Here is a 20,382-nt window from a genome sequence, read left to right on the forward strand (position 1 = left end):
CATCCGGATGTCACCCCGCATCACGGAACGCCGCCCATGACGAACGACACCTTCACCTTCAGCATCACGCGCATCCCATTCAACGAGGACTACCAGCCCGCCGAGGGCACGCGCATCACCACCAATTTCGCCAATCTGGCGCGCGGCGCTTCCCGGCGGGAAAACCTGCGCAACACCCTCAGCATGATCAACAACCGCTTCAACGACCTGGCGCACTGGGACAACCCGAGCGCCGATCGTTATGCCGTCGAGCTGGACATCATCTCGGTGGAGATGCACATCGACGGCGCCGACGGCAACGATCCGTTTCCGTTGATCGAGGTGCTGCAACCGGCCATCGTCGACACGCGGACCGGCGCGCGTACCGAAGGCATCGTCGGCAACAATTTCTCGTCCTACGTGCGTGACTATGATTTCAGCGTGGTGCTGCCGGCCAGCAACGAGGGCAAGGCCACCTTCGGTCTTCCGGAAGGCTTTGGCGACCTGCATGGCAAGCTGTTCAAGCACTTCGTGGGATCGGACGCCTACCGCGCCAGCTTCCGCAAGGGGCCGGTGATCTGCATCAGCGTCTCCAGCAGCAGGACCTACTACCGCACCGAGAATCATCACCCCATCCTGGGCGTGGAGTACCGGCAGGGCGAGTTCTCCGCCACCGACCACTACTTCGACAAGATGGGCCTGCAGGTACGTTACTTCATGCCGCCGGGCAGCGTCGCGCCGCTGGCGTTCTACTTTCAGGGCGACCTGCTGGGCGACTACTCGAACCTGGAGCTGATCGGCACCATCAGCACGATGGAAGCGTTCCAGAAGATCTACCGCCCGGAGATCTACAACGCCAATTCCGTGGCCGGCAAGGTCTACCAGCCCAGCCTGAAGCACCAGGATTACTCGTCCACCCGCATCGTCTACGACCGCGAAGAGCGCAGCCAGCTGGCGGTCAAGCAGGGCCGGTTCACCGAAGAACACTTCATCAAGCCGTACCGCGCCGTGCTTGAGCAGTGGGCTGCGCGCTGATCCATCAATTTCCCCTTCGCATACCAGGACAACCCGACACCGATGAAGAAACTGCTCCCCACCTCCACCGCCGGCAGCCTGCCCAAGCCGTCCTGGCTGGCAGAACCCGAAAAGCTCTGGTCGCCCTGGAAGCTGGAGGACGAAGGCCTGGCTGAAGGCAAGCAGGATGCGCTGCGCCTGTCGCTGCAGGAACAGCAACACGCGGGCATCGACATCGTCAGCGACGGTGAGCAGACCCGGCAGCACTTCGTCACTACCTTCATCGAGCATCTCAGCGGCGTTGACTTCGAAAAGCGCGAAACCGTGCGCATCCGTAACCGCTACGATGCCAGCGTGCCCACCGTGGTCGGCGCCGTGAGCCGTCCGAAGCCGGTGTTCGTGGAGGATGCGAAGTTCCTGCGCCGCCAGACTGCGCAGCCGATCAAGTGGGCGCTGCCCGGCCCGATGACGATGATCGACACGCTGTACGACGCCCACTACAGAAGCCGGGAGAAGCTGGCCTGGGAATTCGCGAAGATCCTCAACGAGGAAGCGAAGGAGCTGGAAGCGGCCGGCGTGGACATCATCCAGTTCGATGAGCCGGCCTTCAATGTGTTCTTCGACGAAGTGAACGACTGGGGCGTGGCCGCCCTCGAGCGCGCGATCGAAGGGCTGACGTGCGAGACAGCCGTGCACATCTGCTACGGTTACGGGATCAAGGCCAACACCGACTGGAAGCAGACGCTGGGATCGGAATGGCGCCAGTACGAGGAATCGTTCCCGAAACTGCAGGCCTCCAGCCTCGACATCATTTCGCTGGAATGCCATAACTCGCACGTGCCGATCGACCTGATCGAGCTGGTCCGTGGCAAGAAAGTGATGGTAGGCGCGATCGACGTGGCCTCGAGCGCGGTGGAAACGCCGGAAGAAGTGGCCGACACCCTGCGCAGGGCGCTGCAGTTCGTGGATGCCGACAAGCTTTACCCCAGCACCAACTGCGGCATGGCGCCGCTGGCCCGCACCGTGGCCAGGGGCAAGCTGCGCGCGCTCAGCGAAGGGGCCAGGATCGTGCGTGAGGAGCTTTCGGCGTAGCGCTTGCCAAGGCTGTGGGCGTCCTGCCGGGTACCGACCACGCCTGACACGTTAACTGCCCCAAGGGCCTGGCAGGCTGCCGCGGTGCGAGCGCCTGCTTGATGCGTGCCACCTCCCCTGTCCCGGCCTCGGCCAGGCGGCGCGCCTGCTGGCGCTGCTCCCGTGTGAGCGGCGGCGGCCGCGCCGCGCCTGCCGAAGGCGCGGCGCCCACAAGACAGGCGACCGCGTCGCGCAGCCGCAACCGGGGGCAAAGCCGAGCCGCGCACCAGCGCTCGGCATAGCGCCGGGCTTGCCGCGCATTCACCGCGTGCACCACCTTGGCCGGGGACATCCTGCGTGCATCCAGGTACACCTGGAAGCCGAGCACTGCGTGCGGGACGATGCTGGCCACGATGCGGCCGCTCCACCATAGATCCCAGCGCTCACCGCGTTGCACCCAGCCGGAGGACGCGTGGACTGCCGGGAGACCGCGAAGATCGGAGAAGGAATGCATGCAGGAAGGATACGGGCTGCCGTCGCAGGGGATGAGATTCGAATGGGCACGTAGCCGCGGCCGTGAATCGTTCAATGGAAACGCAACGGTGCAGTATGGTCGCTGCCCTCTCGGCACCGGCATGCATCATTGGCATGACACATCACCGGCGATCACCCGCCGGCATGCTCAACGATGCAACAGCCATTACCCCCGGCGCTGGCCAGGTCGCGGCACGCAGACGCTCGGCCGGTGTCCGCTCCGTCGTTCAGATCCGCGTCGTGGCCAGGAACCGTTCACGATCCTGCTGCGTGCGCCGGCGGATCTCCTCCAGCGCCTGGCTTTCGGTCGCCTGCAGCATGGCCTCGAACAGGCGCTGGAAGTGATGGCGCATCGCATTGCGCGCGGCCACCGGATCACGTGCGCGCAATGCTTCGAAGATGGCCATGTGCTCGTCGGCACGGCTGGCGCCATCATCATGGCAGACCCGCGCATAGACTTCGGTTACCCGCGGCAACTCGCTGCGCATGCGCCAGATCTGCTGCACGAAGAACTCCACCACCGGGTTGCCGGAGAGGCGCGCGATGGTCAGGTGGAAGCGGCGGTCGTACTCGCCGGCTTCCGCGTCGCTCAGGTCGCGACGGCACAGCGCTTCGGCCAACGCCTGAAGCTCGGCAATGCCGGCATCATCCAGATTGCTTGCCGCCAGAGCGGCGGCCTCGGCCTCGAATACCGCGCGGGCAGCGGTGAGGTCGAAGGCGCTGACATCCGGCAGCCCGCCGGACGCCTGCGTCGGACGCGGCTTCACGTGCACGCCCGAACCGATACGGATTGCAATCCACCCCTGTGCCTCCAGTGCAATCTCCGCTTCGCGGATGGTGACCCGGCTGACGCCAAACCGTTCGGCCAGCTCGCGCTCGCCCGGCAGCCGCGAGCCCGGCGGGAATTCGCCGTCCTCGATCAGCTTGCGGAGCTTGGCAGCGATGGTCTGGTAAAGGCGGTTGGCGGACATGCGGCTGACCCTTGGCAATTCAATTCCTTCCGGGTCCCTGCCCTGCCACCGCGGCCGGCGAGGGTCCGGTTGGAGCGACGGCGCGGCCACTGGCCGCGCCGCCCTGTTCAGAACTTGTATCGTACACCGAAATACGCACGCCGCCCGTAGGTCACTACTTCGCGGAAGTTCCCATAAAGCGGCTGGTAGGCCACGCGCGGCTCGTTGGTCAGGTTCATCAACTCCAGCGACAGCGACAACTGCTTGTTCACCCGGTAGCGCAGGCGCAGGTCCACGCTGGTGTTGTCATCGTAGTAGCGGTTCTGCTGCGCGGTGTTGCCGGTGAAGTCCTGGTAGTAGTGCGAGCGGAACTTGCCGATGGCCTGGATGTTGAAGCGCCCGACGTCCCAGTAGATCGAGCCGGACAGGACGTGCCGCGAGAAGCCGCTGAGACCGGCCGGCGGCACGATCGCCGGAATGATCGTGCCATCACCCGCCAACTGCTCGCCCAGCCGTGAATCCTGGGTCTGGTAGTCGGCATCGGCATAGTTGTAGCTGACCTTGAAGCCCAGCCCGTCGAACGGCTTGGGCAGGTAAGACAGTCGATGGGTGGCGGTCAGCTCGAAGCCGGTCAGCGTGCTGTCCTCGTCGGTGGTTACCTGCTGCCGCACCGGCACGGTCACGCTCCGGCCGTCGATGGTGTAGGTCTCCGGCACCAGCGCGGTGGCGGTGCCGCCGTTGAACTGCTTCCAGTACACCGCGCCGGCCAGCATCGTGTCCGGGTTCGGGTACCACTCCAGGGAGAGGTCACTGTTCCAGGACATCAGCGGCTGTGCCGCCGGGTTGCCACTGGCGCTGATGTCATCCAGCGCATCGGCCAGATTGCCGTAGGTGGCATCACTACTGACGTTGATGGTGCGCCCGGCGCCCAGCGCGGCGATGTCCGGCCGTGACATAGCGCGGTATGCACCGACCCGCAGCAGTACGTCCGGGCGCAGTTCGAAGGCCGCGTTGAGGCTGGGCAGCAGCTTGTCGTTGCCCGCCTTGAACACCTGCGTGCTGTACGCACCGGTGGGTTGCAGGCGGATCGTGCCGTCACCGTTGTCCTCGATACGCAGCCCCGTACGCACGCCTTCGGAGCGAACGTCGGTCTTGACCCAGCGCAGGCCCAGGTTGCCGGTCACCGGCAAGCCGAACAGGCTGCTGCTGAACTCACCCATCAGATAGAGCGCGCGTGTCTTCTCGGTGATATCGACATTGTTCGGATCCTGGAAACCCGGATCCAACCCACTGTCGAGGCTGCCACGGAACGACTGGTACAGGCAGTCCGGATCGAAGTACGCCCACGAGGAGATCGTGTTGCCGCTGGCGGCATCCATGAAGTCATCCTGCGGGAACGGCGCACGGCAGGCCTGGTTGGCGGCGATGATCTTCGCCTTGTCGGCCGCCACGCGCTGGTCGTAGTCGGTTACCAGGGTGTTGTCGCGCAGGCGGTAGTCGGCCTGGCTGGCACGCACGCCGCCCTTGATGCGGGTGAAGAAACCGGACTCGGGCATGAAGCTGGCATCGAAGCGGCCGGCCTTGATCCTGTGGTCGTTCTCCGTTGCGCTGGACGTGACGCGCGCCGCGCCGGTGTAGGCGTCCCAGTTGTTGGGGTCGAAGTTCGGCGCCAGCGCAACACTGGGCACTTCGCCGCGCCAGTCCCAGTCATAGTCCACGTAGCCGGTGGCACCACTGCTGATGCCCGGCACGATGGCATTGTTGACGTCGCGCTGGTTGGCGCGCAGGCGGGTCATACGCTCGCTGTCGAGGCGATTGGTGTGCGAGTACGAAAGATCGGTGGACAGTTCCCAGGCCGGGGTCGGTCGCAGGATCAGGTTCAGGCCACCCCCGGTGTATTCCTCGCCACGCCAGTAGCGGTTTGAGGTGGAATCAATCGAGGTGCTGCCATGCAGGTGGCGCACGATGCCGTCCTCGTCCACCTCGCGCCGGGTGATGCCACGGCGGGCGTTGGACAGGCTCAGGTCGCTGCGGTTCTCGTACCAGTTGCGCTCGGTGTGTTCGAAGTCGAGGTTCACTTCAACCACGTCATTGGGCCGCCACTGCAATGCGGCGAACTCGCTCTGCCGGTCGTTGCGCTCCTGCTTGAGCCGGTAGATGCGGCTGCTTGGCACCAGGTAGTACGGCGCGCCGTTGGCGATGGCCTGCGCGGACACTTCATTGCAGTTGGCATTGCTCACGTTCTGCGTGCCATCGCAGGCATACCAGGTGGAACCGCTGGTGATGCTCTCTTCCGGGTCGGTGCCATCCAGGCGCTGGAAGCCCAGCGAGATGCCCAGCTTCTGCCCGTCGCCGAACTCGAACTGGTCGATGTAGCTGGCGGTGCCGCGATAGCCGATGCCGTCGTTGTCGCGGTACTTCTTGTCATACTCGGCCCAGCTGCCGCGCAGGTCCAGCTGCGCCGCACGCTTGCCGTACTCCAGTGGACGCACTGTTTCCAGGCCGATGGTGCCAGCCACGCCGCCTTCGATGATGTCGGCGCGCTGGGTCTTGTAGATGGCCACCGTATTGATCAGCTCGGCGGGGAACATGTTGAAGTTCACCGAGCGGTCGCCACTGCCGTTGGTGATCTCGCGGCCATTGAAGTTGGTGCTGCTGAGGAAGGCGCCCAGGCCACGGATGGAGATTTCCGAGGCCCCGGTCTTGTCGCGGGTCGAGGCGGCGCCGGTCAGGGTCTCGATCGCGTCGGCCAGCGAGGGCGCCGGCAGGTCGCCAATGTCATCGGCCGAGAGCACATCGGCAATGACCGTGTCGTCGCGCTTCTTGTTGATCGAACTCTGCATCGATTCGCGGATGCCGGTGACCTGCACCTGGTCCAGCGTGGTGGGATCCTGCCCTGCTGCCTCCTTGCTGGATTGCGCCTGGGCCGTGGGCAGGCCCGCCAGCACGGCGAGTAGCGCCACGATCAGGGGTGTGGGGGACAACGAGATGCTGTGCACTGCTCCGGCGGGTCGCCGCATGGTTTCCTCCTCCCAAAGGATCGCCTGCATGCCAGGCGTGGGACGCAGCTTCGGCACGGCGACATGAAAATGTCAACCAATTGGTATGGGAATGTTCAAATGCCTTTGATCCATACCAGTCGATCGCAATTTAATGTGCTCATGCAGCATGACTTTGCGCGAAAGCTGGCTTACAACAGACCTGAAAGTGGTATGCAGGCCCACCCTGAAACGACGGCCCGGCCGTCCCCGGAAGGATTTCATGCGCATTCACTCGCTGACGCGTCACCGACCCAATGGTTCATGGCTGTTTTGCCTGACCACTGGTCTGGCAATGTGCCTGACCACTCCAGCAGCAAGTGCAACCAGCTGGCTCGTCCACGATGTCGCGGAGTTCGCTACCGCCGCCTCGGCGCTGCAGCCCGGCGATGAGATCGTGCTGGCTGACGGCACCTGGACCGACGCCCGGCTGCTGCTGAAGGGCCAGGGCACGGCGGATGCCCCGATCGTGCTGCGCGCGCAGACCGCCGGCAAGGTCATCTTCAGCGGGCGCTCGGACCTGCGCCTGGCGGGGAGCTACCTGCAGGTGTCCAACCTGGTGTTCCGCAGCGGCTATGCGCCGGGTGATGCGGTGGTGGCGTTCCGCGAATCCAGCAAGGCGGTGGCCAGCCACAGCCGGGTGACTGGCCTGGTGATCGACGACTACACCAACCCCGATGCCAGCGACCAGGACTACTGGGTGTCGCTGTATGGCAGCCACAATCGATTGGACCACAGCCAGCTGCGCGGCAAGACCAATGCGGGACCCACAGTCGTGGTGGTGCGCGATGCAACCCAGGGCCTGGACAACCAGCACCGCATCGACCACAACTGGTTCGGGCCGCGCCCGGCGCTGGGCGTCAATGGCGGCGAAACCCTCCGCGTCGGCACCAGCGACAGCTCACTGAGCGATTCCAACACCACGGTGGAGAACAACTGGTTCGAAGGCTGCGACGGCGAGACCGAGATCATCAGCAACAAGTCCGGCGGCAACACCTACCGCGGCAACGTGTTCTTCCGTTCGGCCGGCGCGCTGACCCTGCGCCATGGCAACGGCAACCGGGTGATCGACAACGTCTTCCTCGGCGATGACAAGGCCGGCACCGGCGGCGTGCGCATCATCAACGCCGACCAGACCGTCAGCAACAATTACTTCGAGCGGCTGGCCGGGTCCAGCAACCGGTCGGCGCTGGCGGTGATGGATGGGCAGGCCAATCCGCCGCTGTCCGGTTATGCGCCGGTGATCAATGCGACGATCAGCCGCAACACCTTCGTGGACGTGGCGAAAATCAGTTTCGGCGTGGGCCACGATGAGACCAAGGGCATCGTGGTCGCCGCCAGCAACAGCCGCTTCACCGGCAACCTGATCGTCAACCGCGACAACCGGAATCCGCCCACTGCCGCCAGTTCGCTGGCCGGCATCGACTTCAGCGGCAACGTGCAGTCGCCGGCAGCCAGCGCCGTGTTCCCGGGGGGCATAGAGGGCCGTGGCGTCAGCCTGCAGCAGGCTGCCAGCGGACTGTGGGTGGCCACGTCTGCCCTGCCCGCCGTGGGCGCCGATCCTGCCCTGGCGATGACCGCGCGCGAGGCGACCGGCGTCGCCTGGTATCCCAAGGTGGGCGAAGTTGCCCTGTCACGCACCCGCAATGGAGTTGATCGATGAGGTTGCAGCCGCTGTTCGTTTCCTTGGCTTTGGCCGCCCCCTTCGCCCTGCTACCGAGCGCATCGCTGTTCGCAGCCCCCACTGCTGCCGTGCGACAGGCCGAAGCCGCGCCGGTGCTGGTCACTGCCGCACGATGGCAGCAGATGGCCAGCGAAGGCCGCCGCTACCCGTGGTTTGCCAAGGAGCAGGCACGCACCGAGGCAACGCTGAAGAAGATGATGAAGGCCGGTATCGACGTGCCGGTACCCAAGGACAAGGGCGGCGGGCGCACCCATGAACAGCACAAGCGCAACTACCAGGCGCTGCTGGCGGCGGGCACGCTGTACCGGCTGACCGGCGACAGGGCCTACGTGGACTATGCGCGCGACATGCTGCTGCAGTATGCCCAGCTCTACCCGACGCTGGGCCCGCACCCGGAAGGCCGTGGGCAGATCCCCGGGCGCGTGTTCTGGCAGGTGCTCAACGATTCGGTATGGCTGGTCAACGCCATCCAGGGCTACGACGCGATCCGTGACGCGCTGTCCGCCGAGGACCGCGACACCATCGAATCGAAGGTGTTCCGGCCGATGGCAGAGTTCCTCGTCAGCGAACCGAAGAACTACGACCAGATCCACAACCACGCCACGTGGGCGGTGGCCGCCACCGGCATGACCGGCTACGTGCTGCGCGACCCTGAGCTGGTGGAGAAATCCCTGCGCGGCAGCCGGAAGGACGATCAATTCGGCTTTCTTCGGCAGATCGACCTGCTGTTCTCGCCCGATGGTTACTACGAGGAAGGCCCCTACTACCAGCGCTATGCACTGGCGCCGTTCCTGCTGTTCGCCAATGCCATCGAACGCAACGAACCGCAGCGGAAGATCTTCGCGCGCCGCGACGGCGTGCTGTTGAAGGCCGTGGATGTGCTGGTGCAGTCCAGCTACAACGGCTTGTTCTTCCCGATCAACGACGCCATCCTGGACAAGGGCATCGACACCGAAGAGCTGGTGGCCGGCATCGGCATCGCCTATGCGCGTACCGGTGATGACCGCCTGCTGTCCGTGGCCCAGCAGCAGAAGCGCCTGCTGTTGTCGCCCGAAGGGCTGGAGGTGGCGCAGGCGCTGGCGGCGAACAAGACCAGGCCCTTCGACTATCGGCCGATGCTGCTGCGCGATGGCCCCGACGGCGATCGCGGCGGCCTGGCGATCCTGCGCATGAACGGCGAACGCGGCCAGGCGCTGGTCCAGAAGGACACGATGCAGGGCATGGGCCATGGCCACTTCGACAAGCTCAACTGGCTGTTCTACGACAACGGCAATCCAGTGGTGACCGACTACGGCGCGGCCCGCTTCCTCAACGTGGAAGCCAAGCGCGGCGGCATCTACCTGGCCGAGAACCGCAGCTGGGCCAAGCAGACCGTGGCGCACAACACCCTGGTGGTGGACGAGCAGAGCCACTTCAAGGGCGACTGGAAACGCGGCGAGGAACACGCGCCGCAGGTGCGCTTCTTCCAGGCCGATGCCGATACCCAGATTGCCTCGGCAACGATGCGCGACGCCTACCCCGGCGTGGTGTTCACCCGCACCCAGGCGCTGCTGCGCCATCCCGACCTGGGCCTGCCGGTCGCGCTGGACCTGCTGCAGGTGCACGGCGGCAAGGCCGCGCGCTACGACCTGCCGCTGCACTTCAACGGCCACATCGTCACCACCGGCTTCGAAGCCGAACACTTCCCCGCCCAGCGCCCGGTGCTGGGCAAGGACAACGGCTACCAGCACCTGTGGCTGGATGCACGCAGCAAACCCGGCAGCGAGCCGCGGTCGCTGGCATGGCTGCTGGACGGGCGCTTCTACACCTACCGCTTCGGCAGCAGTGCGCCGGCACAGGCGCTGCTGGTGGAAAGCGGCGCGAACGATCCGGAATTCAACCTGCGCCGCGAACCGGCCCTGCTGCAGCGCGTGGACGGACAGAAGGACGTGACCTTCTTCAGCGTGCTGGAGCCGCACGGCGAGTACAACGGCACCGCCGAATACGTGCACGGCGCGGACAGCCGCATCAGGGACATCGTGCGCAGCCGGGGCAACGATGCCGAGGTGATCGAGCTGCGCCTGGCCAGCGGTGCACGCATCGCCCTCGGCGTGGCCGACGACAGCAGCGCCAGGGGCGAGCACAGCGTGAGCGTGGACGGCCATGCCTACCGCTGGAGCGGCAGCCATGCACGCATGGACCGCAGCAAGGTTGACGGCAAATGAACGGCCCTGCGGTGGTGGCCAACCTGCGCAAGGTGCCGGTACGGTCGGCCGTGCGCTGGCTGATCGTGAGCCTGATCGCCGTGGCCACGGTGATCAACTACATCGACCGCAACGCACTGGCGGTGATGTGGCCGGAAATCGCCAGGGAAGTGGGCGCGACCAAGGATGACTACGCCCTGCTGGTGACGGTGTTCATGCTGTTCTACGCCGCTGGTCAGTTCCTGTTCGGGCGCCTGTTCGACATGATCGGCACGCGCCTGGGTTTCGCCCTGTCGATCAGCGTGTGGTCGATCTCCATCGCCCTGCACGCGATCACCCATTCGATGCTCTCCTTCAGCCTGGTGCGGGCGATGCTCGGCATCAGCGAAGCCGGGGCGTGGCCGGGCGCGGTCAAGGCCAATGCCGAGTGGTTCCCGGCGCGCGAGCGTGCATTGGCGCAGGGCGTGTTCAACGCCGGCGCGTCGATCGGCGCGATCGTTTCCGCACCGGCCATCGCTGGCCTCTACCTGTGGCTGGGCTGGCGCGGCACCTTCGTGCTGGTCGGTGCAATCGGTTTCCTGTGGCTGCTGCCGTGGCTGTTTGTCTACCGCGCCGGGCCGGACAGGCATCCGTGGGTGAGCGACGCCGAGCGCCGCTTGATCATGGAAGACCAGGCAGGGCAGCAGGACGCCACCGCGCCCAAGGTGAGCGTACGTTCGCTGCTGGCCCACCGGCAGAGCTGGGGCATGCTCGCCTGCCGTTTCCTGCTGGACCCGATCTGGTGGCTGTTCGTGTCCTGGCTGCCGATCTATCTGGCTGAAACCTTCGGCTTCGACATCAAGCAGATCGGCCTGTTCGCCTGGGTGCCGTTCGTTGGCGCGATGCTGGGCAGCCTCAGCGGCGGCTGGCTATCCGGGCGGATGATCCGCGCCGGGCACGGCGTGGACCGCGCCCGCAAGCTGTCCATAACGCTGGGCTGCGTGGTCATGGCTCCTGCCCTGCTGGGTGCCGTGCTGGCCAACCAGCCGCTGCTGGCGGTGCTGGCAATCGCTGCGGTGCTGTTCGGCTTCCAGGTGGCCATCGGCAACATCCAGACCCTGCCGGGCGACCTGTTCGACGGCCGCTCGGTGGGCACGCTGGCAGGCCTGGGTGGCCTGGCCGCCGTGGCCGGCACCTTGATCACCACCTGGCTGGTGCCGGTGCTGACCCGCCACTCCTATGCGCCGATCTTCATCCTCGTCGCCGCCCTGGTGCCGCTGTCGCTGGCCGCGCTGTGGTGGTGGACCGGCCCGATCCACAAGCTCGACCGCCGCGGCGGCTGAGCCTGCATCTCTCTTCAATTCCCCCGCAAACCAAGGAGTTTTCCGCATGTCGTTCCAGGACAAGGTGGCCATTGTCACCGGCGGTGGCCGCGATATCGGTCGCGCCGTTTCGATCAAGCTGGCTGCCGCCGGTGCACGCGTCTGCATCAACTACGCCAATGATGAAGCCAGTGCCCAGGAAACGCTGGCACAGATCCGTGCGGCCGGTGGCCAGGCCATCGTGCACCGTGCCGACGTCACCGACGCCACGGCCGTCGCCGGCCTGGTCGCTGCGGCACAGGCCGCGTTCGGCGAGCGCATCGACCTGCTGGTGAACGTGGCCGGTGGCATGGTGCAGCGCCGGCCGCTGGCCGACATCGACCCGGCGTTCTTCCACACTGTGATGGACCTGAACCTCACCTCGACCTACCTGACCACGCACGCGGTGGTGCCGCACATGCGCGAAGGCGCGGCCATCGTCAACTTCGCCTCGCAGGCCGGTCGTGATGGTGGCGGCCCGGGCGCATCGATCTACGCCACCGCCAAGGCGGCGGTGATGACCTTCACCCGCGCCATGGCCAAGGAGCTGGGGCCGAAGGGTATCCGGGTGAACGCACTGTGCTGCGGCATGATCGCCACCCGCTTCCACGATGAATTCACCAAGCCGGAAGTACGCACGGCCGTTGCCGGCGCCACCCCGTTGCGCCGCCAGGGTGCGCCGGACGAAGCCGCTGACGCCGCTGTATTCCTGGCCTCGGATGCGGCGGCGTTCATTACCGGTGCGAATCTGGACGTCAACGGCGGCACCTACTTCTCCTGACTGGAATCCTGCCCATGCAGCGCTGGACACTTCTGTTTTCATTGACGCTCTGCTCCGCCATGACGGCGCCCGCTGCGTGGGCCGCACCCGTGTGGGTCACTGCCTGGACGGCCGCGCCCGCGCCCGACCGCAAGGACGGAACGTCCGATGCGCCAGTTCAGTTCGCCGCGCAGACCGTGCGCCAGGACATGCGTGTCGGCAGCCGTGGCGATGCGCTGCGGCTGCGCATCAGCAACGAGCTCGGCACGGCGCCGCTGCGGGTCGAGGACCTGCGCGTGGGAGTGAAGAACGGCAAGGCCGCACCGCTGCCGGTAACGGTGGATGGCCGCGCGATCATCGAGGTACCGGTCGGAGCCGCGCTGCTGAGCGACCCGGTGCGGATGCCGGTGGCGGCGCTGCAGGAGATCAGCGTGAGTGCCTATTTCCCGCAGCCCACCCGCCCCGCCGTGCGCCGCACCGAGCTGCGGGTCGCAGATGGCAGGCAGACAGCCGTCGCCGACAGCGTGCGGCTGAGCTACCAGCAGAACGTGTTCTCGGCAGTGATGGTGCAGCGTGATGATCGTCCCCAGGTAATCGTGGCGCTGGGCGATTCCATCACGGAAGGCGCCACCGCACGTCGCGGCACCTTCAACCAGTGGCCGGAGCGATTGGCGCAGCGCCTGCAGCAGGCCTGCCCGAACCGGTTCGTGGTACTCAACCAGGGCATCAGCGGCAACAAACTGCTTGACCATGGCCGCAGCCACAGTGCGCTGTCTCGATTGGATCGCGATGTGATCGCCGTGGCCGATGCCGATCAGGTGATCCTGTTCGAAGGCATCAATGACATCCGCCACGGCGGTGGCGCGCAGCCGCTGCCTGGACGCAGTGCGGCGGACATGCTGCTGGGCTATCAACAGGTTGCGGCGCGGCTGCATGCGCACGGCATCCGCGCTTGGCTGGGTACGTTGACCCCGTTCGGCGGTTCCGAGCGCTACGAGCCCGTGTCCGCCGCCACCCGCATCACGATCAACCAGTGGGCACGCGGAGGGAAGACCGGGTTCGATGGCATCATCGATTTCGACGCCGCGCTGCGTGACCCGAAGGCAGCCGAATCGCTGCCCAACGAGATCACCCGCGACCATCTGCATCCCAACGACGAAGGCTACCGGCGCATGGCCGATGCCATCGATCTGCGCATGCTGGGCTGCACTACCCCCGAGTGAGAGAGAACCGATGAACCACGTCGTTTGTTTCGGTGAGTTGCTGCTGCGCCTGGGCGCACCCGGTCGTGAACTGCTGCTGCAGACGCCGCAGCTGCAGGTTCACGTGGGGGGCGCCGAGGCCAACGTAGCGGTCTCGCTGGCATGCCTCGGCCACGATGTGCAGATGGTCAGCACGGTACCCGGCAACGCGCTGGGCCGGCACGCCGTGGCCGAGCTGCGGCGGCATGGCGTGGGCGTGGCCGCCGTGCGTGAAGTGGAGGGTGACCGCATGGGCCTGTACTTCCTGGCGACCGGTGCGGTGCAGCGCGCCAGTGAAGTGGTGTATGACCGGGCCGGTTCTGCATTCGCAAACAGCAATGCCAGTGACCATGCGTGGCCCGCCCTGCTGTCCGGCGCGCACCTGTTGCATGTCTCGGGCGTGGGTCCGGCGCTGGGCGCCAACGTGGCCGAGTCGGTGCTGGGTGCGGTGCGTGCGGCTCGCGCGGCCGGTGTGCAGGTGTCCTTCGACGGCAATTATCGTCCGTCACTGTGGCGACGCTGGGATGGCGACGCAGCGGCGATCCTGCGCGAGGTCTTCGCCGAGGCCGACATTGTCTTTGCCGATCATCGGGACATCGAACTGGTGCTGGGGCTGCACTTCGCGCAGGACGATGCGGTCGCCCGAACCGAGGCCGCTGCGGCCGCTGCCTTTGCCGCGTTCCCGCACCTGCGGTGGCTGTCCTGCACCCAGCGCGAGGTGATCAGCGCCGACCATCACGTGCTCGGTGCGCTGCTGCTGGGACGCGATGGAACCCGCGCGCAGGCTGCTCCGAGGCCGCTGCCCGGCATCGTTGATCGCATCGGCGGCGGCGATGCCTTTGCCGCCGGCATCCTGCACGGATTGCTGTCCGGTCTAGGCGCAGAAAGCACCGTCCGCTTCGGACTGGCCGCGGGCGCGTTGAAGCACGCCATTCCCGGCGACTTCAGCCCTGCCCGCGAAGCTGAAGTCCGGGCACTGATGGAGAGCCACCCGTTCGACGTTCGTCGCTGATCTACCCCCGGGAGAATCCCGCTAGAATCCAACGGGCGCTGGAATCGCGCAGGGATCGCCCATGGATTACACCGGATACACGCGCAAGTTTCCCAACAACCGCCCACTGAATGCGTTTGATCGCGAGCACCGCCTGCTGCAGAAGAAGCGGCTGGATGTCGTGCCGTTGGCGCAGCTGTGCGTGGTGAAGATGAATTCGAACGGCCTGGTTTCGGTGGATCGCTGGTTCGCCGCGCGTGGCTTTGCAGCCCTGCTGGGCGCGATCGGCATTGCCTTCGGGCTGGGCGGCATGCTGATGCTGCTCTGGTTGCTGATCGTGAACAGGCTACCCAACGAAAATGGCCTGTGGGAGGCGATATTCATCGGCATGGCGATGCTGGCAGCCTTCACTGCAGCGAGCATCTGGGTGGCTTGCCTCGAGCTGTTCCGCTGGACCTACTATCCGATCGCGCTCGATCGCAAGCACCGGCAGATACACGTGTTCCGGCTGGATGGCACCACCCTCAGCGTGCCCTGGGACCGGGTCCATTTCACGCTTGGCCGCGGAACCGGAACCTTCGGATGGTACAACTGGGATGTCCGCGGACTGATCCTGGACGCGGATGGCGTGACAGTACGGGAGACGTTCGCGTTCTGCATCGCGACCTCCCGCATCGAGAACGCGCATGCCCACTGGGAGTTCCTGCGGCGCTACATGGAAGAAGGACCGGCAGCCGTCGTGGACGCGGTGCACTACTGCATGCCGCTGGACGGCAAGCGCGAGAGCTTCGCGTCCGGCAAGGAGCGCATCTTCGCCGAAGACGCGCGCCTCCCGGGTTTCATGTGGCTCACGATGCGGCCACTCAACTACCTGCACACGATCATGCGCTGGGTGGTGATGCAGACCAGCAGGATTCCGCGGTTTCCACCGGACATCGAGGCGCGCCTGACACCGGACGCCGGTGATCCCTGTGTCCGCGACGCTTCGATGAATCCACCGGACCTGCGCTGACCCATCAGTGCAAAGGCAGCTTCAGTACCGACGGCGCGTTCGCCGGTGAACTGAAGGTTACCGTGCCACCCAACTGGCTGATGCCCGCATAACGCAGGTCAACCGTGTCCACCACCAGGGTCAGGCGACTGCCGGCCGGCACCTCCCAGCTGCTGGCCTCCAGCCGCAGGTCGATGGTCTTCGCCTGCCCCGGCGTGGCACCCCGCAGCGTATAGGGCTTGTGACTGATCAGCTGGCCATTGCCCAGCACGTCCTCGGCATAGAGATAGGCATACAACGTGGTGTCGGCGCGGCTTGGCGTGACCGTCATCCGCACTTCCGGCGCGCCATCCAGACGGCGCGCACTCCAGTAGATCGGCCCTTGCCAGACTCCCCCGGCGTTGCGTCCGACGAACGGCACATAGGCGCCCGGTGGCAGGTTGATCATCTGCAGCGCGCCGGACGCCATCACCACGCCCGAGTTGGCGGCCGTCAGCAGGCCGCTGCCGATGCGGTAGCTCCAGCCGGTGCCGCCACCGTTCGCCACCAGTCCACCGGTGGGCTGCAACAGCCCGCTCGGCGCGGTCAGCCCGTAGCTCACCGCGCCCGTCCGGGTAGCCTGCCAGTCCGGATAGTGGCTCCAGCTGCCCTTCTGCGACTTCAGCTGCACCGTCGCCTGGCGTTCGATGCCATTGGTCACCCCCTTCAGGTAGTGGTCGAACCACTCGCCCGCTGCGGCATACACCTCATTGGGAATACCGAAAGCGCCAAGGGCCTCGTTGAGGGCGTGGTCGCCATGGCGCAGCTGAAGCTGCTTGGGCCCCTTCAGGCGGTTGAAGAAATCGACCAGCTGGCCCGGCGGGAACAGGCTGTCGTTGAAGGCGTTGGCCAGGAACACCGCTGGCTGGTTGGCGTTGATCTCATCGATGCTGGCCCCCGGGCTGCGCTGCGCCGCCACCGGCAACAGCGTGTCCACCGCGCCCTGGTAGTTACCCACCAGCACATTCCGATTGATCGTGGACAGCTCCGGTCCCGGGCGACCGGTGGCCAGGCCTGCGGCAACCAACAGCGCGATGCCCTGTGCGCTTGGGGTGTCATTGCTGTACAGCGAGGCCTGCAGGTCGGCCCATCCACTCAGTGCAGCCACAGCCTTGATGCGGGGGTCGCGTGCCGCCGCCAGCAGGCTGGTGCCGGCCCCGTAGGAGATGCCCGAGACACCGATCCTGGCCGGATCGGCCCGGGTGTTGGCCAGCGCCCAGTCGATCAGCGCACTGACGTCTTCGACCGTTGCGGGCCCGGCGATGTCGATGCTGCCGCCGGACTCCCAGAAGCCGCGCGAGCTGTAGCTGATGACCACATAGCCGCGCTGCGCCAGCGACTGTGCCACGCCCACGTACTCCACGCTGGGCACTGCCCAGCTGCTGGGCATCACCAGCAGCGGATAGCGGCCACTGCCGGCATCCTGGGGTTCGATGACGAAGGCCCCGAGGGGCGTGCCATCCCAGCTGGGGATGGTGCGATGGGTGGTCTTGACCGTGGCCGCCAGGGCCGTGGGCGCCAGCCCGGTCAGCAGGATCAACAGCAGCAGAACCTTGCGCATCGTTGTCTCTCCCCGTCGGTGGTGGTGCAACGGATCGGACCGTACCAGTGCGAATGGTGGGTGGCACCTTGCGACGCAGCATGGCGCTTTCGAACCCGGCGCCCGGCTGGATCGATGCAGGACCACATTCAGGCGCGGTGGATCACCCACGCCACCAGGCCTGCAAGTGGCATCAATGCAAGTGTGCCAGCGACGCCCAGGCATCCGGACGCCCCGCGGTGCGGCGCGGAAGCCTGTGGATGCGATCGCAGCCAAGCGGCATGACAGGCCCTGCAGTAGAAGCGCTGCTTCCCGGCGCGCCAAGCGCCACGGGTACGTTCGTCATGGAGGGCGGCGTTGCCGCAGCGCCCACACTTGAAACTGCGATGTGGCGGGCGTCTCTGCCGACGCAGCGCAGCCACGATTGCAACCCCGATCAGCGCAGCAGCAGCGCCCCCTGCAAGCAGTTCACTGTTGATCATTCGCCTTGCTCGATCCTGCGGTTTCCGGTCCTGCTGCGCAGGATATCGAGTCGTACACCCCTGCGCTACGACGCCCTAGCACGCGCGCATGTCACCCACGCGCCGTGTGATCTGACACCTCTCCAGTGCTTGCGGGCGGTCACAGCTTCGTCTTTTCGTCGTTGACCGAAAGACGACAGCTTGTGACGCTTACGACACCGCAGGGCCTCCACAGCCCAACAACGCGGTCACGTCCCACCGCAATCCGCTGCACCCGACTCAGCACCGTCTCCCCGTGACCTCGCCCTGCCAGGTCGTGGCGGACGACTGCGCCCTGAACTTCTGCTGGAGAACCGCAATGCGCCTTGCAAGCTTCTTCTTCGCGTTCGTCCTCAGTGCCTTCGCCGGCGCTGCCCAGGCCCAGGTCGTCACCCTCAACAAGGGCGGCTTCGTGCTCACCTACGACTGCAGCATCCACAGCGCCACCCGCTACGAATACACCCTGACCGCAGACACCGGTTCGGCCGCGCGCCCATCCAGCTTCTACAAGGATCCGGACCTGCCGGCAGGCTGCCTCGGCCAGACCAGCACCGCCTCCTACGCCAGCATCACGTCCGGCTATGACCGGGGCCATCTGGTGACGTCCAACCACATGGACTACAACGCGACCTACATCCGCCGCGCCAACTACATGACCAACATCGTTCCGCAGGTGTCCAGCTTCAACCAGGGCATCTGGGTGAAGGCCGAGAACGTGGCCGAGTGCTACCGCGACATCGCGCCGGTGGATGTCTATGGTGGCGTGGTCTACGGCGACGCCTCCAACGACTACTTCCTTTCCAGCCACGGCATCCCGACGCCGGAGTTCTTCTGGAAGACCATCATCACCCGTGACCCGGACACCGGCACCGCCAAGGCGATCAGCTGGATCATTCCCAACGAAGCCAATCTGGGCAGCCTCGACAGCTATCTGGTGACCATCGCCGATCTGGAGGAGTTGCTGGGTGCGAGCTACGTCGCGATCAACGCACCGGCCTCGCTGAAGAACATGCTACCGGCCAGCACCTGGCCGCAGCCGGCGGGCTGTGACCTGGGCTGACCGGCCTGCCGGGAATGGGTGGCACCCGGTCCGGGTGCCACGCAAGGATGGCTGTGGGAAAATGGCGGGCAATTGCACCACTGCATTGCCCCCTGGAGCTGTAGATGTCCCGTTTCCCCTTCGATGCCGTGCTGTTCGACTGCGACGGCGTACTCGTCGATTCCGAGCCACTGGTCGCCCGCGTGCTCTCGGAAATGCTGACCGCACGCGGCTGGCCGCTGACCCCGGCGCAGGCGGGTGAAGTCTTCCTCGGCCAGTCCGTGGCCCATCTGGCAGGGCTGATCGCAGAGCGCACCGGCAAGCCGTTCACCGAGGAATGGCTGGAGGAGTTCCGCCAGCAGCGCAACCGGGCACTGGAACGTGACCTGGAAGCGATCCAGGGGGCACCCGAGGCCGTGCGTGCGATCGCTGCGGCCACCGGTGGGCGGATCGCCTGCGCCTCCGGCGCCGATCTGCCAAAGGTGAAACTGCAGCTGGGCAAGGTCGGCATCCTCGATGCCTTCGGCGACCACGTCTACAGCGGCCAGGACATGCCGAACACCAAGCCGCACCCGGACGTCTACGTGGCGGCCGCTGCCGCGCTGGGTGTGGATCCGAAACGCTGCGCGGTCATTGAAGACACCGTGACCGGTGCGACCGCCGGTGTGGCCGCAGGTGCCACCGTGTTCGGCTTCAGCGAGGGCGGCCCGCACCACAGCACGCCCGAGGCTCTGCGCGCGGCCGGTGCCCAGGTGATCTTCCAGCGCATGGAAGATCTTCCCGCACTGCTGGCGGCCTACACCGCCGACGCTGCCGCCTGACCCGGCGTCAACCCGCAGCGCCCTGCCCAGCGCTGCGGCACCTGCCGCTGTAGTGCAGCGCAAACAGGTACAGGCCGGTGAACAGCTGCAGGAACAACGGCGGCAGCGGCGCATAGGTGATCCACGCCGCAGGCTCGCCCTGCCCCAGCCCGCGCACCACGAAGTTGGCGATCACCGCCAGGGTGAACACGATCGAGGTCCAACGATGCACGGGCCGTGCCCAGCCACCGCGGCTCATTGCCGGCGCCTCGCTTCGGAACGGGCTTCGATCATCTTCCAACCATTGCCTGATGGGTCACGGAATCCGGCGTCGACGGCGCCATAGCGCTCGATCGGCTCCTGGGTGAATTCCACGCCCTGTGCCAGCCATTGCGCGTAGCGCGCCTGGCAGTCATCCACGGCCAGCACCAGCGGCGGCATTGCGCCCTTGGCCACCAGCTGCTGCAGCGAAAGCGCGGTAGCGGCGTCGTGGGTGGGCGGGCCTGGCACGAACAGGCCCAGCTGGAAACCATCCTGGCCCGGGCTGCGTACCGTCAGCCATCGGTAGCTGCCATTGCGTACGTCGGTATGCACTTCGAAACCGAGCTTGCCGACGTAGAACGCCAGCGCCTCATCCTGGTCGCGCACGTACAGGCCGACCGTGTTCACAGTGTTCGTCATGGGACCT

16 protein-coding genes are annotated in these 20,382 nt (G+C 66.1%); 11 read left to right on the forward strand and 5 right to left on the reverse strand.

The features are described 5' to 3' along the window. Window positions 1-36 precede the first annotated feature (36 nt). Both VG543_RS05035 and VG543_RS05040 read left to right on the forward strand, forming a co-directional pair. Window positions 37-1,014, forward strand: coding sequence for a DUF1852 domain-containing protein (locus VG543_RS05035; RefSeq protein WP_423177935.1), 978 nt, complete (start codon window positions 37-39; stop codon window positions 1,012-1,014). A gap of 42 nt (window positions 1,015-1,056) precedes the next feature. Further along, complete coding sequence (locus VG543_RS05040; protein ID WP_423177936.1) at window positions 1,057-2,085, forward strand: methionine synthase; 1,029 nt, start codon at window positions 1,057-1,059, stop codon at window positions 2,083-2,085. Between the two features lie 740 nt (window positions 2,086-2,825). Here the strand turns inward: VG543_RS05040 and VG543_RS05045 are convergent. Together VG543_RS05045 and VG543_RS05050 are read right to left on the reverse strand one after the other, a co-directional pair. After that, window positions 2,826-3,569, reverse strand: a complete 744-nt coding sequence (locus VG543_RS05045) for a FadR/GntR family transcriptional regulator (RefSeq protein ID WP_021202377.1) — start codon at window positions 3,567-3,569, stop codon at window positions 2,826-2,828. 107 nt (window positions 3,570-3,676) lie between these two features. Then, the gene (locus VG543_RS05050; RefSeq protein ID WP_423177938.1) at window positions 3,677-6,568 is read right to left on the reverse strand and encodes a TonB-dependent receptor; all 2,892 of its coding nucleotides are present in this window, start codon (window positions 6,566-6,568) and stop codon (window positions 3,677-3,679) included. A 241-nt stretch (window positions 6,569-6,809) separates the two neighbouring features. Between VG543_RS05050 and VG543_RS05055 the strand changes: the two genes are divergently transcribed. The 7 genes from VG543_RS05055 to VG543_RS05085 all read left to right on the forward strand — a co-directional run bounded on the left by VG543_RS05055 (window position 6,810) and on the right by VG543_RS05085 (window position 15,797). Continuing rightward, window positions 6,810-8,249, forward strand: coding sequence for a polysaccharide lyase 6 family protein (locus VG543_RS05055; RefSeq protein ID WP_423177940.1), 1,440 nt, complete (start codon window positions 6,810-6,812; stop codon window positions 8,247-8,249). Further along, a complete protein-coding gene (locus tag VG543_RS05060) occupies window positions 8,246-10,474 on the forward strand; it encodes an oligoalginate lyase (RefSeq protein WP_423177941.1) in 2,229 nt (742 codons plus the stop codon). The genes VG543_RS05055 and VG543_RS05060 overlap by 4 nt, the downstream gene beginning before the upstream one ends. Further along, entirely contained in the window at window positions 10,471-11,775 is a 1,305-nt protein-coding gene (locus VG543_RS05065; protein ID WP_423177942.1) for an MFS transporter, read from the forward strand. The genes VG543_RS05060 and VG543_RS05065 overlap by 4 nt, the downstream gene beginning before the upstream one ends. 46 nt (window positions 11,776-11,821) lie before the next feature. Next, complete coding sequence (locus VG543_RS05070) at window positions 11,822-12,574, forward strand: SDR family NAD(P)-dependent oxidoreductase (protein ID WP_021202372.1); 753 nt, start codon at window positions 11,822-11,824, stop codon at window positions 12,572-12,574. A 14-nt stretch (window positions 12,575-12,588) separates the two neighbouring features. After that, window positions 12,589-13,776, forward strand: coding sequence for a GDSL-type esterase/lipase family protein (locus VG543_RS05075; protein WP_423177944.1), 1,188 nt, complete (start codon window positions 12,589-12,591; stop codon window positions 13,774-13,776). A 10-nt stretch (window positions 13,777-13,786) separates the two neighbouring features. Continuing rightward, on the forward strand, window positions 13,787-14,806 hold the full coding sequence (locus VG543_RS05080; RefSeq protein WP_423177946.1) for a sugar kinase: 1,020 nt from the start codon (window positions 13,787-13,789) through the stop codon (window positions 14,804-14,806). Window positions 14,807-14,966: 160 nt separating this feature from the next. Further along, on the forward strand, window positions 14,967-15,797 hold the full coding sequence (locus VG543_RS05085) for a DUF6708 domain-containing protein (protein WP_423177948.1): 831 nt from the start codon (window positions 14,967-14,969) through the stop codon (window positions 15,795-15,797). 4 nt (window positions 15,798-15,801) lie between these two features. Here VG543_RS05085 and VG543_RS05090 read toward each other — a convergent pair whose 3' ends face one another. Then, window positions 15,802-17,376: an alpha/beta fold hydrolase gene (locus tag VG543_RS05090; RefSeq protein ID WP_423177949.1), complete on the reverse strand. Its 1,575-nt coding sequence runs from the start codon at window positions 17,374-17,376 to the stop codon at window positions 15,802-15,804. Window positions 17,377-18,174: 798 nt separating this feature from the next. Here VG543_RS05090 and VG543_RS05095 point away from each other — a divergent pair. Together VG543_RS05095 and VG543_RS05100 are read left to right on the forward strand one after the other, a co-directional pair. After that, window positions 18,175-18,915, forward strand: coding sequence for a DNA/RNA non-specific endonuclease (locus VG543_RS05095; protein ID WP_423177951.1), 741 nt, complete (start codon window positions 18,175-18,177; stop codon window positions 18,913-18,915). A 104-nt stretch (window positions 18,916-19,019) separates the two neighbouring features. Further along, window positions 19,020-19,715: an HAD family hydrolase gene (locus VG543_RS05100; RefSeq protein ID WP_423177952.1), complete on the forward strand. Its 696-nt coding sequence runs from the start codon at window positions 19,020-19,022 to the stop codon at window positions 19,713-19,715. Window positions 19,716-19,722: 7 nt separating this feature from the next. Here the strand turns inward: VG543_RS05100 and VG543_RS05105 are convergent, their stop codons facing one another. Together VG543_RS05105 and VG543_RS05110 are read right to left on the reverse strand one after the other, a co-directional pair. Beyond that, window positions 19,723-19,953, reverse strand: a complete 231-nt coding sequence (locus VG543_RS05105) for a hypothetical protein (RefSeq protein ID WP_423177954.1) — start codon at window positions 19,951-19,953, stop codon at window positions 19,723-19,725. Further along, on the reverse strand, window positions 19,950-20,375 hold the full coding sequence (locus VG543_RS05110) for a VOC family protein (RefSeq protein ID WP_032966828.1): 426 nt from the start codon (window positions 20,373-20,375) through the stop codon (window positions 19,950-19,952). Before VG543_RS05110 ends, VG543_RS05105 begins: the two co-directional genes overlap by 4 nt. Window positions 20,376-20,382: the final 7 nt, after the last annotated feature.

It is taken from the genome of Stenotrophomonas sp. CASM101 (assembly GCF_049384845.1).
GTDB classification, from domain to species: domain Bacteria; phylum Pseudomonadota; class Gammaproteobacteria; order Xanthomonadales; family Xanthomonadaceae; genus Stenotrophomonas; species Stenotrophomonas hibiscicola.

Coding starts and splice junctions, on each gene's coding strand:
- VG543_RS05035 (WP_423177935.1), top strand. CDS start 37: ATGACGAACGACACCTTCACCTTCAGCATCACGCGCATCCCATTCAAC.
- VG543_RS05040 (WP_423177936.1), top strand. CDS start 1,057: ATGAAGAAACTGCTCCCCACCTCCACCGCCGGCAGCCTGCCCAAGCCG.
- VG543_RS05045 (WP_021202377.1), bottom strand. CDS start 3,569: ATGTCCGCCAACCGCCTTTACCAGACCATCGCTGCCAAGCTCCGCAAG.
- VG543_RS05050 (WP_423177938.1), bottom strand. CDS start 6,568: ATGCGGCGACCCGCCGGAGCAGTGCACAGCATCTCGTTGTCCCCCACA.
- VG543_RS05055 (WP_423177940.1), top strand. CDS start 6,810: ATGCGCATTCACTCGCTGACGCGTCACCGACCCAATGGTTCATGGCTG.
- VG543_RS05060 (WP_423177941.1), top strand. CDS start 8,246: ATGAGGTTGCAGCCGCTGTTCGTTTCCTTGGCTTTGGCCGCCCCCTTC.
- VG543_RS05065 (WP_423177942.1), top strand. CDS start 10,471: ATGAACGGCCCTGCGGTGGTGGCCAACCTGCGCAAGGTGCCGGTACGG.
- VG543_RS05070 (WP_021202372.1), top strand. CDS start 11,822: ATGTCGTTCCAGGACAAGGTGGCCATTGTCACCGGCGGTGGCCGCGAT.
- VG543_RS05075 (WP_423177944.1), top strand. CDS start 12,589: ATGCAGCGCTGGACACTTCTGTTTTCATTGACGCTCTGCTCCGCCATG.
- VG543_RS05080 (WP_423177946.1), top strand. CDS start 13,787: ATGAACCACGTCGTTTGTTTCGGTGAGTTGCTGCTGCGCCTGGGCGCA.
- VG543_RS05090 (WP_423177949.1), bottom strand. CDS start 17,376: ATGCGCAAGGTTCTGCTGCTGTTGATCCTGCTGACCGGGCTGGCGCCC.
- VG543_RS05095 (WP_423177951.1), top strand. CDS start 18,175: ATGCGCCTTGCAAGCTTCTTCTTCGCGTTCGTCCTCAGTGCCTTCGCC.
- VG543_RS05100 (WP_423177952.1), top strand. CDS start 19,020: ATGTCCCGTTTCCCCTTCGATGCCGTGCTGTTCGACTGCGACGGCGTA.
- VG543_RS05105 (WP_423177954.1), bottom strand. CDS start 19,953: ATGAGCCGCGGTGGCTGGGCACGGCCCGTGCATCGTTGGACCTCGATC.
- VG543_RS05110 (WP_032966828.1), bottom strand. CDS start 20,375: ATGACGAACACTGTGAACACGGTCGGCCTGTACGTGCGCGACCAGGAT.